The organism is Dellaglioa carnosa (genome assembly GCF_026948345.1).
In the GTDB taxonomy this organism is placed as follows: Bacteria; Bacillota; Bacilli; order Lactobacillales; family Lactobacillaceae; genus Dellaglioa; species Dellaglioa algida.
This window is the reverse complement of sequence record NZ_JANXLI010000001.1, coordinates 173192-187588: the sequence shown is the minus strand read 5'-3', so window position 1 is coordinate 187588 and position 14397 is coordinate 173192. Positions and strand designations below refer to the sequence as shown.

The following is a 14397-nucleotide window of genomic DNA, read 5'->3' as shown; positions in this document are numbered from 1 at the left end:
TTACCCAACTGATCCTTCCATCTGATACTCAATCAAACGGTTCAACTCAACAGCGTATTCCATTGGTAATTCCTTCGTAAAAGGTTCAACAAACCCCATCACGATCATCTCCGTTGCCTTGGCTTCAGAAATACCGCGACTCATCAAATAATACAATTGCTCTTCAGAAATTTTAGAAACTTTCGCTTCATGTTCCATTGACACATTTCCATTCAAAATTTCGTTAAACGGTATTGTATCACTCGCAGATTGATCATCCATGATAATCGTGTCACATTCAACATGCGCAAATGAGCCATCACTATGTCGGCCAAATTTTAAGTACCCACGATAATCGACCCGACCGCCATCTTTACATAATGACTTAGACACAATCGAAGAAGTTGTCTTTTTCGCATTATGAATCATTTTTGCACCAGTATCCTGGATGATATTACCACCCGCAAATGCAATTGATAGCATTGTGCCATGCGCACCTTGTCCGTCTAAATAAATACTTGGATATTTCATCGTGACTTTTGATCCAAGGTTCCCGTCAACCCACTCCATAGTCGCATTTTCTAGAGCTCTCGCACGTTTAGTCTCTAAACTATATACGTTATCCGACCAATTTTGAATCGTCGTGTAACGGCAGTAAGCATCCTTCATGACATTTACTTCTACGACAGCAGCATGTAAACTATCTGCGGAATAATTAGGTGCCGTGCATCCCTCAACGTAGTTCACACTTGCGCCTTCATCAACAATAATCAACGTCCGTTCAAATTGTCCCGTGTTCTCAGCGTTAATCCTAAAATAACTTTGTATGGGAACTTCTGTCTTCACACCTTTAGGCACATAAATAAAAGTGCCACCGGACCAAACGGCTGAGTTTAACGCAGAAAATTTATTATTTGAAGCAGGCACTAATTTGCCAAAATACTGTTTGACTAGTTCAGGATATTCTTGAAGGGCAGAATCAGTATCCATAAAAATAATTCCCAATTTTTCGAAATCTTCCCGCATATGATGGTAAACGACTTCTGACTCATATTGCGCTGAAGAACCGGCTAAATATTTACGTTCAGCTTCTGGCACACCCAGTCGATCGAAGGTCTCTTTAATTTTATCTGGTACGTCATCCCAATCTCTGGCAATAGTATCACTCGCTCTTTGAAAATAACGCATGTTCGCTAAATCTAATTGCGATAAATCAGGTCCAAAACTTGGCATGGGCATTTTTTCATACAAAGAAAATGCACGAAGTCGGTAGTCTAACATCCATTCTGGCTCATTCTTAGCTGCGGATATTTCTCGAACGGTTGCCTCGGTTAACCCACGGCCTGTTGAATAAATCGGTTCAAAATTATCTTTAAACCCATATGCGTATTCGCCACCAACATCTAATTCTTTCACACCGAACCCTCCTCTCTAATTTTCTAAGTTAATCGCTTGATACGCTGCTTTCCAAGCTAACGTTGCACATTTAATCCGTGCGGGAAATTGTGCGACGCCTTCTAAAATAGCCGCTTCACCTAAAAGGTCATCATCAATTTCTTGACCCATAACCATTTTTGAAAATGTCGTGACCATTTCTTCTATTTCTTCTTTTGATTTACCAATTATTTCATCCGTCATCATACTTGCGGATGCCTGACTAATTGTGCATCCCGTCCCAGAAAAAGCCACTTTTTGAACTTTATCATTTGCCATAACAAGTTCAACTTTTAAGACATCTCCACAAGTTGGATTTCTAAGCTCGATGGTTTTTTCACTATCGTCCAATGATCCAAGGTGATGTGGGTGGGTTGCATGTTCCAAAATAACTTGGCGATATAAATTATCTAATTTAGATAGTCCCATTTTTAAAGAACTCCTTTGTGGCGATTAACGCTTCAATAAATTTTTGATTTTCTTCTAACGTATTATATAGATATAAACTAATTCGAACGGTTGATGAAACGCCCATCCGTTTCATCAGTGGTTGCGCACAATGATGGCCTGCGCGAACAGCAATTCCTTGCATATCCAGAGCCGTTGCGACATCATGTGGATGTAAATCTTCCAAATTAAATGAAATGACGCCTGAACGTTGCTCAATATCAGTCGGACCGTAAACAACTACACCCGGGATTGCCTTTAACTTAGGTATTAAATCAGCAACTAAAACTTGCTCATGGTCATGAATATTAACCATCCCAGCTTCTTTTAAATAATTAATTGTCGCACCCAAAGAAATAACACCCTCAATGTTCGGTGTTCCGGCTTCAAATTTCCAAGGAACTTCTTTAAAAGTTGATCGTTGTTCCTCAACGAAATCAATCATTTCGCCACCAAATTCAAGTGGCTGCATATCATTTAAATACGTACTTTTCCCATACAAAACACCGATACCGGTTGCAGCACCCATTTTATGGCCTGAAAAAGCAAAAAAATCAACATCTAAATTCTGTACGTCAATTGGCATGTTGGGCACTGATTGTGCTCCATCACAGATAACGATGGCTCCAATATGATGCGCTATGCGTGTTAATTCCTTAATCGGTGTAATGCTACCTAAAACATTTGAGATCTGAGTTAATGACACAATTTTTGTTTTGCCTGTCATTTTTTGTCTTGCATCATTAATGTCTAAACGCCCATCGTCCGTTAATCCAATGTAAACTAGCTTCGCGCCAGTCTTTTGTGCGACTTGTTGCCAAGGAACAAGATTACTGTGATGCTCCATAATTGAAATTAAAATTTCATCCCCAGGTTTCAGCCGATTCTGTGCAAATCCTTGTGCCACTAAGTTCAGGCTTTCAGTTGTTCCTTTCGTAAACAAGATCTCATTGGCACTTTTTGAGTGAATAAAATCCGCTACCAATTGGCGTGTTGCTTCAAATTGTTCAGTCGCACGTTCAGCTAAGGTATGCACACCTCGGTGAACGTTCGCGTTATCATGTTCATAGTAATGCGAAATGGTATCAATAACAACTTGCGGTTTCTGAACAGTTGCGGCATTATCGAAATAAATAAGTGGTTCATCATTCACAAGTTGATCTAAAATAGGAAAATCAGCGCGATACTTTTTCAAATTTTTGGCCATTAATGAGTTTCCCTTCTATCGTTTCAATGAGTCGTTCACGTACATCAGCTGCCGGAATGGCTGTTAAGACCGGTCCTAAAAATCCACGAATAACTAATCGTTCTGCTTCTTCTTTCTGTAAGCCGCGGCTCATCAAGTAATATAATTGTTCCTGATTAACGCGTCCAACACTCGCTGCATGTCCAGCTTGTACATCATTTTCATCAATTAATAGAATCGGATTAGCATCTCCACGTGCTTTTGTGGATAACATTAATACGCGACTTTCTTGCTGCGCATTTGCGCCCTTTGCGCCTTTAATAATATGTCCAATTCCATTAAAGGTTAAGGTCGATCGTGATAAAATTACTCCGTGCTGAAGAATTTGACCAATTGAATGTTTGCCATAATTAGTCACTCGCGTATCGATTCCTTGAATCTGGTTCCCCGTTGAGATTGCAACAACCTTAACATCTGCATGGGCACCAGCACCAATTAAATCAGAATCAAAATCGCCAATGATATTTCCATTATTGAGCAGCCCGATTGACCAATCTATTTTGGCATTATCAAGTAAATAACCCCGTCGATTAATATATGCGGTCGTATTTTCTCCCAGTTGATCCACACCAGCAAATTTTACGTGACTATTTGGTTCAGCAATCACTTCAACAATGATATTTGCGGTTGTTGCCTCGTTACCTAACGTATCTCGATTTTCCAAATATGAAAAACGGCTATTCTCTGCCGCAACGATTAAGACGTGGTGCACATAGTCTTGTCCATCACGCGCATCTTGCGTTAAGTAACTCGTAATGGGTTCATCCAGTTCAACATTTCTAGGAACATAAATGAACAAGCCACCCGTTAATTGTGCTAAGTGAACTGACGTCAACCGATCCGCGTCCCATTTAACCGCCTTCGTCATAAAATACTTTTGAACTAAATCTGGATGTTCTATCAACGCAGTTTCCCAGTCACAAATAATAATATTTTTTTGTTTCAATTCATCAGATAATTTTAAACTAAGCGTTCGCGATCCAACCTGCACAACTGTATTTCCAACCGCTCTTTTTTGATCTAATTCAACTTTTATAGATTCCAAAAGCATTCGTTTAGGCATAATCGGCCATCTTTGATATCTGATTTTCTCAAATGATGGGAGCTCCAATATAGTCATTTTAGTAAAGGCAGCTTTTCTTAATTTTTGAAACCACTCAGGTTCTTTTTTTAAGTTAGAGAAATCAACCATACTTTGTTCTAAGACCTTTAAGTCACTCATTTTATGGCCCCCACTAAACATTCTCGTCAGTCAATACAACGTCCAAGCCTAATTCATCACGTAATCCCGCATAGCCTTCTGCTTCCAATTTTTCTGCGAGCTCGGCACCACCTGTTTTAACTACACGTCCATCCATCATAACGTGCACAACGTCTGGCACGATATAATTCAATAATCGTTGATAATGTGTAATCATCAAAGTCCCAAACTCAGCATTTTTTAACATTTCATTAACGCCTCTAGAAACAACTTTTAGTGCATCGATATCTAACCCTGAGTCAATCTCATCCAATATCGCAAATTTTGGTTCAATCATCATTAATTGTAATATTTCATTTCTTTTCTTTTCGCCACCCGAAAAACCTTCATTTAAGTAACGATCAGCCATTTCTTCAGTCATGTCTAAGGTTGTCATCATTTTATCCAACTTTTTTAAAAATTCTCTAATTGGAATTTGGTTATCTTCCGGGCGCCGGGCATTAATTGCTGCACGCAAAAATTCAGCATTTGTGACCCCAGGAATTTCCGAAGGGTATTGCATGGCTAAGAATAGTCCTGCTCGAGCCCGTTCATCAACTGGTAATTCTAAAATATTAACACCGTTCAACAAGACTTCACCCTCGGTTACTTTGTACGCTGGATTTCCCATAATGGCTTCAGATAAAGTTGATTTACCCGTACCGTTCGGACCCATAATCGCATGAACTTCGCCAGTCGCCATCTTTAGGTTAACACCTTTTAGAATTTCTTTATCTTCAATCTCTACATGCAAATTTTTAACTTCAAGTGTCGACATTTTAGCATTCCTCCGATTTATTAATATATTCCATTCTATCTCAATAAATTGCCTATTTCAATGAAGCGTCAATCCTAGCAATCTTTATTTAATTAAGTTAAACTTAGAAAAAGTAAATTTTGAGGAGGATTATTTATGAAACCTATTATTGGTATTGTTGGGAATCCTAACCGGAACCCAATTGAAGGCCTGCACATGGACGAAATAACTTATACGCCCCAAGGTTATATTGATGCTATCTTCAAAGTTGGTGGCTTACCATTAATTATTCCAACAAATTTGGATGACGTATCGAAATATCTTGATTTGGTGGACGGTTTATTGTTAACAGGCGGCCAAGATATCTCGCCTGAATTATATGGACAAGAACCTCATCCAAAACTACAAGAACTGAACCCACCTCGTGATGAAATGGAAATGGCTTTAATTAAAGACGCTAACTCTCGTAACATGCCCATACTTGGTATTTGCCGAGGACTTCAGATACTGAATGTTGCTTTTGGTGGCACATTATACCAAGATTTATCTGAATATCCAGATTGGAAAGTAAGACATTTACAAGATCCAACTTTACCGGAATATGCCACTCATTCCATTTCAATTGAACCAAACAGTTACCTTTCAGAAGTTTATGGTCAAAATTATCGCGTTAATACCTACCATCATCAAGCAATTAATCAATTAGGCGAGTCCTTGGTCGCTATTGCGGAGAGCCCGGATGGTCTAGTTGAAGGATTAGTCAGCGATGACAATCGAATTCTTGCCGTTCAATGGCACCCCGAAATGTCATTTACAAGAAATCAATCAGATTTAGCTATTTTTAAATGGTTAATCAATAAAATTGAAAAATAAAAAGAATTGAAACTAGTGACTAATTAGCTAGTTTCAATTCTTTTTTATTTGGCCGGAATCACCGCACCTTTATATTTAGTTAAAATCCATTTCTGGGTATCTTTTGATTGTAATGCTTCAACCAATTTCTTAATTGCCGGGTTATTTTTATTTTTTGGTGTAACGGCCACTAAGTTTGCATAAGACGATGTATTACTTTCCAACGAGATGGCTTGTTTCATCGGATTCAATCCCGCCTCGACGGCGTAATTTGCATTGATCACAACCGCCGCGCCTTCATCATTTGCGTATAAATCAGACATTAATTTAGGTTCATAAGTATGCTTAAAGTTTAACTGTAACTTATTCGTTTGAATATCGTTAAAGTTTGCCGTCGCAACATCTGTTCCTTTTTTCAAAGTAATCAGTCCGGCATCTTTAAAAATAGTTAGTACGCGCCCATAATCTGAAATACTGTTGGATACAAGAACGGTGCTCCCCTTCTTTAAGTCGGTCAATCGTTTAACTCGTTTAGAGTAAACGCCAATTGGCTCTAAATGAACGTTTCCGACACTAATAAGGTCACCATTATTCTGTTTATCCCAATTATCTAAAAATGGTTTATGTTGAAAATAGTTAGCGTCCAAATCTTCAGATTCTGTCGCCTTATTAGGCATTACGTAATCCTGAAAGACCTTTACCTTTAAGTCGATACCTTCTTTTGCCAACATCGGCTTTACATGAGCCAATATCTCGGCATGTGGAATATTACTAGCACCCACAACCAGCGTATTTTTATCATCCGCTCGTTTTCCACACCCAGTTAACAGAATTATCACAAAGAGAAGTGAAAAAAATAGTTTCTTATTTATTTTCATCATATATCCCTCCCTAGTTATTCCGTTTATCAATTAGTTTAGCCGATTGATCTCCAATAAGTTGGAAAATGGCCACAATAATAATAATCGTTACCGTTGCAACTAACGTGACTGTATTATTATTAGCTCCGTAACCCTCAATAAAGGCCCAATTTCCTAATCCACCGGCTCCAATTGTTCCAGCCATCGCAGTATACCCAATAATGGTTATTCCCGTAACCGTAACACCAGAAATCAGTGCTGGTAAACTTTCTCGCAACAATACTTTGCAAATGATTTGTATCTTGTTAGCGCCCATTGCTTCAGCAGCTTCAATTACACCATAATCAATTTCGCGAAAGGCTAACTCGACCATTCGCGCATAAAATGGTGCCGCGGAAATAATCAAAGCCGGTAAAGCAGCAACTGGACCAATAATTGAACCAACTAAAGCTTTCGTGAATGGTAATAATAGCACAATTAAAATAATAAATGGAATTGAACGAAAAATATTAACCAAAGCTGAGACAATCCAATTAATGACCTTAGCCCAGATCGTTATCTTACCCGTCGTTTTCTGCTTTGTTTCAAACAGGATCAGACCCAGGAGAATACCTAAAATGGCAACTGCAATGGTAGAAATCAATGTCATGCTGATTGTTTCCCAAGTATTCGCCCAAAAATCAGCCCAATTAACGGCATTAAAGTTAAAATATGATGCCCACGTATTAGTCCCCATAATGAAGCACCTCCGTTTCTACTTTCATTTTTTGTAAGAATGGAATGGCTTGATCCAAACTTTCTTTTGGTCCAGTTAATTGAATATATAATGTTCCAATCGGACCACCTTGTGTTTGATGAATTGATCCTTCAACGATATTAAAATCAATTTCTGGAATTTGTCTTAACATTTCAGAGATAATTGGCATTTGCGTTTGAGTACTATGGAACGTTAACTGAACAATTAAGCCTTGTGGATAAGCTTCAATTAATTCATGGACGGCAATTTCAGTATCGTGCATTGCTGGTGTTACCTCTTGATTAACAAATCGTTTTGTGACGTCTTGTTGTGGCCGTTTAAAAACGTCTAGGACTAAGCCATCTTCAACTAATTTACCATTTTCCATGACCGCAACATGATCACATATTTTACGGACAACGTGCATTTCATGTGTAATTAAAACAATCGTCAAATTTAATTTATGATTAATTTGGAGTAATAAATCTAATATTTCATCAGTTGTTTGTGGATCCAAAGCGCTTGTCGCCTCGTCACAGATTAAGATTTCAGGGTCATTGGCCAATGCCCTAGCGATACCAACACGTTGTTTTTGACCGCCAGATAACTCTGAGGGATAAGCATTTTCTTTCCCTTTTAATCCGACTAACGTTGTTAATTCCTCAGCCTTGGCCAGACGTTCAGCTTTACCTAAACCAGCAATTTCAAGTGGAAACATAATATTTTCCACAACTGTTCGGGACCAAAGTAAATTAAAATGTTGAAAAATCATTCCAATTTTTTGACGTTGCTTTCTTAATGCCTTCCCTGTTAATGAAGCAATTTTAGCCCCGTTCACATCAACTTCTCCTGAAGTCGGCGTCTCCAAACCGTTCAGCATTCTAATTAGCGTACTTTTTCCAGCCCCAGAATAACCGACGATTCCTAAAATATTACCGTCTTCAACCGAGAGGTTCAAATCAGAAACCGCACTTACTTTACCATTATTCGTGACAAACTCTTTAGATACATGTTTAAATTCAATCATATTCATTCCTCCTTTTTTTCAAAAAAAATAGCCTCTCATCCCCCGTTTAATAAACGGAAGGACGAGAAGCTATAAACTTCACGTGTTACCACCTTGTTTTATTGTTACCTCACGATAACAATCTCATCAGGTACGGGCTAATCACTTAGCCGATACCCTTTCGCTGTATTGGGCGTACCCAAGGTAGATTTACATTGCTCATCCACCAAACGTTCCAAGACCATCTTCAATTCCGTAATTTCGATCCTTTTTCAGCTACCAGGACTCTCTTCTCTAATTACTAAAACCTACTCATCTTTTCAAAACGTCTCATCTGTATTTCTTATTGTAGTTGATTATAGCCAGATTAAAATTTAATGTCAATACTTTTATTTATTTAACCAATTTTTTTCGAATACATCTTCCTTAAATCCAGTTGTCATTTTGTCGCCCTCAATTAATACGGGGCGCTTAATTAACATTCCATCTGACGCTAGTACCTGACTTGCTTGAATATTTGACATTGTTGGTAATTCGTCTTTTAATTTTAATTCACGATACTTTTCACCATGCGTATTAAAAAAATAAGTCATGGGCTGTTCGGATTCATTCAACCACTTCTCAATTAAAGCCGCTTTCGGTGTATCTTGAATAAGGTCTATCGTACGATAGTCAACACCATTTTCATCTAACCATTGTTTCGCTTTTCTACAAGTTGAACATTTAGGATACCAATAAAAATCAAGCATTATCGTAAACCTCCCAGTTTTAAAAAAACGACGACTCACAAAATAGAATCGTCGCGCCAGTATTTAATCAAAATCTTCATCATCGTTACTAAACATATAGCTCTTATGATGGAATCGCATTGACATGATCAACCCAATCCCAATCATATTACCTACCAGGGCTGACCCTCCCTGACTGACAAATGGCAATGGAATACCTGTCAATGGTAACAATCCGATGCTCATCCCAATATTTTCAAAAACATGGAATAAAATCATCATAATAACACCTGTTGATAAGTAAGCATAAAATTCATTTTTCGTATCAAACGTTGCACGAACCATTCGATAAATTAACAAGAAATAAATGAAAATCAAGATACAGCCACCAATGAATCCAAAATTCTCACCAATAACGGAAAAAATCATATCAGATTCACGAACGGGTACATAGACATTTGAGACGTTAAATCCTTTTCCGGTCATTTGTCCAGACCCGATAGCCTTCATACTCTGCCATAATTGATATCCCGTTCCAGATGTATCTTTTGAAGGATCCAACCAGTTATCCACACGATCAAATTGATACGCGGCGAAGCCAATTTTCTCTAAAATTGCTCGACCAGTCGTTGAAATAACCATGTACAACGTTGTTCCACCCACAACTGCAACAATCCCAAATGCTGGTCCAATAATTTTCCAGGTGATTCCAGAAACTAAAATGACGCCACCTAAAATAGCAAAGAAAACCAACATCGTTCCAAAATCATTTTGTAATTTTAACAAAATAACGACTGGAAGCGTCCAACCAATCATCTTAGCTAGCAAGATAAAATCTGTACTAAGCTTATGTGTTGGATAATCATTATTATGCACTGTAACGACACGGGCTAACATCAAAATAAATGCCGGCTTCATCACTTCTGATGGTTGGAACGTTAATGAACCAACAAGTGGTATCCAACTTTTAGCACCTGTACTTGCATATAAACTCCGACTATAAACAACCAAAACAATCGCCAACAAGAACAGGCCAACACCGTAGACAATCGGTGCAATCCGCCACAGTTGTTCTGAATCGAATTGCATTATAACCACAATTGCAACGACCCCAATGGCATACCACATCAACTGTGAAACCATTTGGCTAACAATTGAAGTAGCACTCGTATCATGGGAAGCCGATACATAAATCGAAGCAAGTCCAATGATTGCTAAGACTAAAACGGCAAAAATAATACCATAATCAATCCTTGCCTCACTATCGATCTCATCTTTTCTACTACTCATAGAATATCCTCCACGCTATGTTGCTTATTTCATTAAATTTATGACTAGACCAATAGTTAACTTATAATTAATTAGCCTCGGTGTAAATGGAAATCACGTAATAAAGTATCGATTCCTTCATCGCGAGTTTTAGCTTTAAACGTTTCTCCGTTGCTCAATATGGCAACAAATTTTGCATCTTGTTGCATCACCGTTCCAATTTCAATACCACCGACCGTTAACGAAACAGCTTCTTCACCGTTAATTTTAATATCATTTTCTGCAACTTCAATTTCTTTTTCTTTCTTAGACATGTTTATTTTCTCCCTCTGGGTTCTTATTTCTGCGTACGGTAAAGTAATCAGGCACTGGATCAAATCCGCCCCTGACAAAAGGATGGCATCTTAAAATCCTACCGATACCCATAATAATGCCTTTTGCGCCATGTTTTTGAATGGCTTTAATCATATAATTTGAACATGTTGGATAATAACGACAGCTAGGTGGGAACATTGGTGAAATAAATTTCTGATAAAACTTGATTGGTGCTAGCATTAAGTTTTGCATAAATCAATGACCCCCTATATTAAAAGGTCCATCAACAGATTGCCCCGTTAATAGACCTCCCCTAATAACCTATATAAAAGTTCTTATCTACCTTGTTTTTCTATATGATCAAGTAGGTATCCAGTCCCTTTTGCAACATCATCCAATGGTGTTTCAGATACCATTACCGGAATATCTAAATTCTCTGACATCAAAAGGTCAACACCATCTAGCAATGCACCACCACCAGTTAAAATTACACCGGTATCGATAATATCTGATGCCAATTCTGGTGGTGTTTGTTCAAGAACTTCTTTTGTTGCTGATACAATTGCTTGCATCGTTTCGTGAGTTGCTTCTTCAACTTCAGCAGAAGTAAGTGTGATTGTTTTTGGTAATCCCGTCACAACATCTCGTCCACGAATTTCCATCTCTAATGAACGGTTACCTGGGTAAACCGTACCAATTTCAATTTTAGCTTTTTCGGCTGTACGTTCACCAATTTGAAGATTATGTTTTTGTTTAACAAAATTAATAACATCACTATTTAGTTGGTCACCCGCAACACGTAATGAACGGCTTGCCACAATATCGCCTAACGAAATAACAGCAACATCACTGGTACCACCACCAATATCGATAACTAAACTACCACGAGGTTGATAAATATCTAAACCAGCACCGATCGCAGCAACTTTAGGTTCTTCGGCAAGATAAACCTTGCCACCACCAGCTTTTTCAGCAGCTTGAATAATTGCTTTTTGTTCAATTGATGTAATGTTTGTTGGACAACAGATCAAAATACTTGGTTTTGACAAGAAGCCACTCACATTTAATTTTTTAATAAAGTAAGTTAACATTTGTTCCGTAATATCAAAATCAGCGATGACACCATTTTTCATGGGTCTGATTGCTCTGATACTACCGGGTGTTCTCCCGACCATTTTGTATGCTTCTGACCCAACTGCTAGAACGCGTCCTGACTTTGTGTCAATTGCGACAACAGAAGGTTCATTTAAAACAATACCTTTATTTTGAACGTTAATTAATACGTTTGCGGTTCCTAAATCAATACCAATATCTTTAGCCATTGTGTTTCTCCTCTCGGCACTTAAAACTTATACTAATGTCAGTATTATACCATATATATACACAATAAAAAAATGTCCAAAATGGACATTTTTCTTATTTCACTTCATTTGATGTCTTAATGATGATATCTTGTGTATCATCATCAATTCGTTTAATTTCAGCGCCTAGTGCCCTTAATTTTTGATGGAAGTGATAGTAACCACGGTCAAGATACTCAAGATGCGTTACCTGCGTATAACCACGAGCAACTAAACCGGCAAGTACAAGTGCTGCTGCTGCTCTTAAATCAGTAGCGGCAACTTCTGCTCCATTGAAATCAGTTGGGCCATACATGACAACTGAATTACCTTCAACCTTAAAGTTAGCATTCATACGACGTAATTCTTCTAAATGCATAAACCGATTTTCAAATACAGTCTCAGTTAACGTGCTTGTACCAGATGCCATTAATTGAAGCACTGTCATTTGTGGTTGCATATCTGTTGGATAACCCGGATGAGGCAATGTTTTAACCGTAATCGGTTTAATTTCATCTGTACCAATTACTCGAATACCATTTTCTTCTTGAATTACTTCAATACCCATCTCTTCTAACTTAGAGATTAATGGTTTATTGTGTTCTGCAATAGCTTCTTCAATTAAAACGTTACCTTGAGTTACTGCTGCCGCAACCATAAAAGTTCCTGCTTCAATACGATCTTGAACAACTGCATGATCTGCACCATGAAGTTCTTTCACGCCATGAATACGGATTGTTTCAGTTCCAGCACCTTGAACCTTAGCACCCATCTTATTCAAAATGTTGGCCAAGTCAACAATTTCTGGTTCTCTCGCAACATTTTCTATTACGGTTGTTCCCGTAGCCAATGTTGCAGCCATCATAATATTCTGAGTTGCACCTACACTTGGAAAATCAAGGTAAATATTTGCGCCTTTTAATTCATCGACGGTTGCTTCTATGTAACCATCATATTGTTCAATATGAGCACCCATGGCTTCAAAACCTTTTAAATGTAAATCAATTGGTCTAGAACCGATTGCACAACCACCAGGCATTGCAATTTTAGCATGCTTGAGTCGCGCCAAAAGTGGACCCATCACAACAATTGATGCACGCATTTTTGAGACATATTCAAAAGGTGCTTCTGGTGATAATTCTTTAGCAGCACTCATTTTAACTTCGTTTGTTTCCTCGTTAAAATCAACATCTAAATTTAAAAAACGTAATACATTATTCATAGTGAAAACATCAGATAAAACAGGTACATTTGATAACGTGTTTTCGCCCGTACCTGCTAAAATACCAGCTGCTAAAATAGGTAATACAGCATTTTTTGCGCCTTCTATATGAACCGTTCCATTGAGTGGGTTACCACCCTTAACAATAATTTTTTCCACAATTATTCCCCCGTTATTATTTAACTAAAAAAACTAAATTACGTATATTATCCATAAAATTTAAGAAGAACGCGCTACTTGTATAACCTAATAAGATAGCCAACATCACAATTAATGCCTTGATTCTTTGCTGATTGCTTTGCGGGAAAAATCTGTCTATTCGTAAACCTTGAATGGCCCAAAAGGCGATCCCAATAAACATCAAATGACTCATCAAAGTAACCAGCGATTGTATTCCTACGGTATTCATAAAAACACTCCTAAAATTTATTCGTTATAAGCATAGCATATTTTGTATCACTTGTCGCTAATATTTGTAACAAAAATGAAATATTTAATATATGTATAAAAAAAAGAACGCTGAATTTTTTCAGCGTTCTTTTTTGTTAATGTTTTGAAATTTTGATTCGGTTAACCGCACGTCTAAGCGCAATTTCCGATCTTTTAAGTTCATTTGTATTATGCGTTTCTTTTGCTTTAGAAATCATTTCTTCGGCACGGGCTTTAGCCGCTTCTGCTCGATTTTCATCGATATCCGCTTGGCACTCTGCCGCATTTGCAACAATTGTTGCAACATTTTTTGAAAATTCGACAAATCCACCACTTACGGCAATTTCATCTTCTTTGTCATCACTAACCTTAACTCTGACAGCGTCAATATCAAGAGAAGCAATAACTGGAATATGGTTGGGTAAAATACCCATTTCTCCACTGGGCGTTTTGACAATAAGCATTCTAGCCTCATTTTCATAAACACTACCATCGGGAGTGACGATACTAACGGTCAAAACTGAATCTTCAGCCATC

17 protein-coding genes are annotated in these 14397 nt (G+C 37.9%); 1 reads left to right on the top strand and 16 read right to left on the bottom strand.

Annotated elements, in window-relative coordinates; translation table 11 throughout:
• The 5 genes from sufB to sufC are packed head-to-tail and all read right to left on the bottom strand — an operon-like array spanning window position 1 to window position 5124.
• Window positions 1–1395: a Fe-S cluster assembly protein SufB gene (sufB, locus tag N0K80_RS00920; protein ID WP_269023485.1), complete on the bottom strand. Its 1395-nt coding sequence runs from the start codon at window positions 1393–1395 to the stop codon at window positions 1–3.
• A 15-nt stretch (window positions 1396–1410) separates the two neighbouring features.
• Window positions 1411–1842, bottom strand: coding sequence for a Fe-S cluster assembly sulfur transfer protein SufU (gene sufU / locus N0K80_RS00915; RefSeq protein WP_269023484.1), 432 nt, complete (start codon window positions 1840–1842; stop codon window positions 1411–1413).
• A complete protein-coding gene (locus N0K80_RS00910) occupies window positions 1829–3067 on the bottom strand; it encodes a cysteine desulfurase (protein WP_269023483.1) in 1239 nt (412 codons plus the stop codon). The genes sufU and N0K80_RS00910 overlap by 14 nt, the downstream gene beginning before the upstream one ends.
• On the bottom strand, window positions 3036–4328 hold the full coding sequence (gene sufD, locus N0K80_RS00905) for a Fe-S cluster assembly protein SufD (protein WP_269023482.1): 1293 nt from the start codon (window positions 4326–4328) through the stop codon (window positions 3036–3038). The genes N0K80_RS00910 and sufD overlap by 32 nt, the downstream gene beginning before the upstream one ends.
• A 13-nt stretch (window positions 4329–4341) precedes the next feature.
• The gene (gene sufC, locus N0K80_RS00900; RefSeq protein WP_146302387.1) at window positions 4342–5124 is read right to left on the bottom strand and encodes a Fe-S cluster assembly ATPase SufC; all 783 of its coding nucleotides are present in this window, start codon (window positions 5122–5124) and stop codon (window positions 4342–4344) included.
• Between the two features lie 135 nt (window positions 5125–5259).
• Here sufC and N0K80_RS00895 point away from each other — a divergent pair, with 135 nt between their 5' ends.
• A complete protein-coding gene (locus tag N0K80_RS00895) occupies window positions 5260–5976 on the top strand; it encodes a gamma-glutamyl-gamma-aminobutyrate hydrolase family protein (protein WP_269023481.1) in 717 nt (238 codons plus the stop codon).
• Window positions 5977–6020: 44 nt separating this feature from the next.
• Here the strand turns inward: N0K80_RS00895 and N0K80_RS00890 are convergent, their stop codons facing one another.
• The 11 genes from N0K80_RS00890 to N0K80_RS00840 form a co-directional block, all read right to left on the bottom strand.
• Window positions 6021–6827, bottom strand: coding sequence for a MetQ/NlpA family ABC transporter substrate-binding protein (locus N0K80_RS00890; protein ID WP_404825126.1), 807 nt, complete (start codon window positions 6825–6827; stop codon window positions 6021–6023).
• Window positions 6828–6846: 19 nt separating this feature from the next.
• Window positions 6847–7551: a methionine ABC transporter permease gene (locus tag N0K80_RS00885; RefSeq protein WP_269023480.1), complete on the bottom strand. Its 705-nt coding sequence runs from the start codon at window positions 7549–7551 to the stop codon at window positions 6847–6849.
• Window positions 7541–8578, bottom strand: coding sequence for a methionine ABC transporter ATP-binding protein (locus N0K80_RS00880; protein WP_112250196.1), 1038 nt, complete (start codon window positions 8576–8578; stop codon window positions 7541–7543). The genes N0K80_RS00885 and N0K80_RS00880 overlap by 11 nt, the downstream gene beginning before the upstream one ends.
• Window positions 8579–8946: 368 nt before the next feature.
• Window positions 8947–9306: an arsenate reductase family protein gene (locus N0K80_RS00875; protein ID WP_269023479.1), complete on the bottom strand. Its 360-nt coding sequence runs from the start codon at window positions 9304–9306 to the stop codon at window positions 8947–8949.
• A gap of 63 nt (window positions 9307–9369) precedes the next feature.
• Window positions 9370–10575 carry an FtsW/RodA/SpoVE family cell cycle protein gene (locus N0K80_RS00870; RefSeq protein WP_269007642.1) on the bottom strand — a complete coding sequence of 402 codons (1206 nt, stop codon included), beginning with the start codon at window positions 10573–10575 and terminating at the stop codon, window positions 9370–9372.
• Between the two features lie 71 nt (window positions 10576–10646).
• Window positions 10647–10868: a DUF2969 domain-containing protein gene (locus tag N0K80_RS00865; protein WP_269023478.1), complete on the bottom strand. Its 222-nt coding sequence runs from the start codon at window positions 10866–10868 to the stop codon at window positions 10647–10649.
• Window positions 10861–11121 carry a membrane protein insertion efficiency factor YidD gene (yidD, locus tag N0K80_RS00860; protein ID WP_057973811.1) on the bottom strand — a complete coding sequence of 87 codons (261 nt, stop codon included), beginning with the start codon at window positions 11119–11121 and terminating at the stop codon, window positions 10861–10863. Before yidD ends, N0K80_RS00865 begins: the two co-directional genes overlap by 8 nt.
• A gap of 83 nt (window positions 11122–11204) precedes the next feature.
• Window positions 11205–12191 carry a rod shape-determining protein gene (mreB, locus tag N0K80_RS00855; RefSeq protein WP_057973810.1) on the bottom strand — a complete coding sequence of 329 codons (987 nt, stop codon included), beginning with the start codon at window positions 12189–12191 and terminating at the stop codon, window positions 11205–11207.
• A 94-nt stretch (window positions 12192–12285) separates the two neighbouring features.
• Window positions 12286–13590: a UDP-N-acetylglucosamine 1-carboxyvinyltransferase gene (gene murA / locus N0K80_RS00850; RefSeq protein ID WP_269023477.1), complete on the bottom strand. Its 1305-nt coding sequence runs from the start codon at window positions 13588–13590 to the stop codon at window positions 12286–12288.
• 16 nt (window positions 13591–13606) lie between these two features.
• Window positions 13607–13840: a DUF1146 family protein gene (locus N0K80_RS00845; RefSeq protein ID WP_057973808.1), complete on the bottom strand. Its 234-nt coding sequence runs from the start codon at window positions 13838–13840 to the stop codon at window positions 13607–13609.
• A gap of 136 nt (window positions 13841–13976) precedes the next feature.
• Window positions 13977–14396 carry a F0F1 ATP synthase subunit epsilon gene (locus N0K80_RS00840; RefSeq protein WP_269023476.1) on the bottom strand — a complete coding sequence of 140 codons (420 nt, stop codon included), beginning with the start codon at window positions 14394–14396 and terminating at the stop codon, window positions 13977–13979.
• Window position 14397: the final 1 nt, after the last annotated feature.

Excerpts from the sequence above, each read along its gene's own strand:
- sufU (WP_269023484.1), bottom strand. The coding sequence starts at position 1,842 with ATGGGACTATCTAAATTAGATAATTTATATCGCCAAGTTATTTTGGAA.
- N0K80_RS00910 (WP_269023483.1), bottom strand. The coding sequence starts at position 3,067 with ATGGCCAAAAATTTGAAAAAGTATCGCGCTGATTTTCCTATTTTAGAT.
- sufD (WP_269023482.1), bottom strand. The coding sequence starts at position 4,328 with ATGAGTGACTTAAAGGTCTTAGAACAAAGTATGGTTGATTTCTCTAAC.
- sufC (WP_146302387.1), bottom strand. The coding sequence starts at position 5,124 with ATGTCGACACTTGAAGTTAAAAATTTGCATGTAGAGATTGAAGATAAA.
- N0K80_RS00895 (WP_269023481.1), top strand. The coding sequence starts at position 5,260 with ATGAAACCTATTATTGGTATTGTTGGGAATCCTAACCGGAACCCAATT.
- N0K80_RS00885 (WP_269023480.1), bottom strand. The coding sequence starts at position 7,551 with ATGGGGACTAATACGTGGGCATCATATTTTAACTTTAATGCCGTTAAT.
- N0K80_RS00880 (WP_112250196.1), bottom strand. The coding sequence starts at position 8,578 with ATGATTGAATTTAAACATGTATCTAAAGAGTTTGTCACGAATAATGGT.
- N0K80_RS00875 (WP_269023479.1), bottom strand. The coding sequence starts at position 9,306 with ATGCTTGATTTTTATTGGTATCCTAAATGTTCAACTTGTAGAAAAGCG.
- N0K80_RS00870 (WP_269007642.1), bottom strand. The coding sequence starts at position 10,575 with ATGAGTAGTAGAAAAGATGAGATCGATAGTGAGGCAAGGATTGATTAT.
- N0K80_RS00865 (WP_269023478.1), bottom strand. The coding sequence starts at position 10,868 with ATGTCTAAGAAAGAAAAAGAAATTGAAGTTGCAGAAAATGATATTAAA.
- yidD (WP_057973811.1), bottom strand. The coding sequence starts at position 11,121 with ATGCAAAACTTAATGCTAGCACCAATCAAGTTTTATCAGAAATTTATT.
- mreB (WP_057973810.1), bottom strand. The coding sequence starts at position 12,191 with ATGGCTAAAGATATTGGTATTGATTTAGGAACCGCAAACGTATTAATT.
- N0K80_RS00845 (WP_057973808.1), bottom strand. The coding sequence starts at position 13,840 with ATGAATACCGTAGGAATACAATCGCTGGTTACTTTGATGAGTCATTTG.
- N0K80_RS00840 (WP_269023476.1), bottom strand. The coding sequence starts at position 14,396 with ATGGCTGAAGATTCAGTTTTGACCGTTAGTATCGTCACTCCCGATGGT.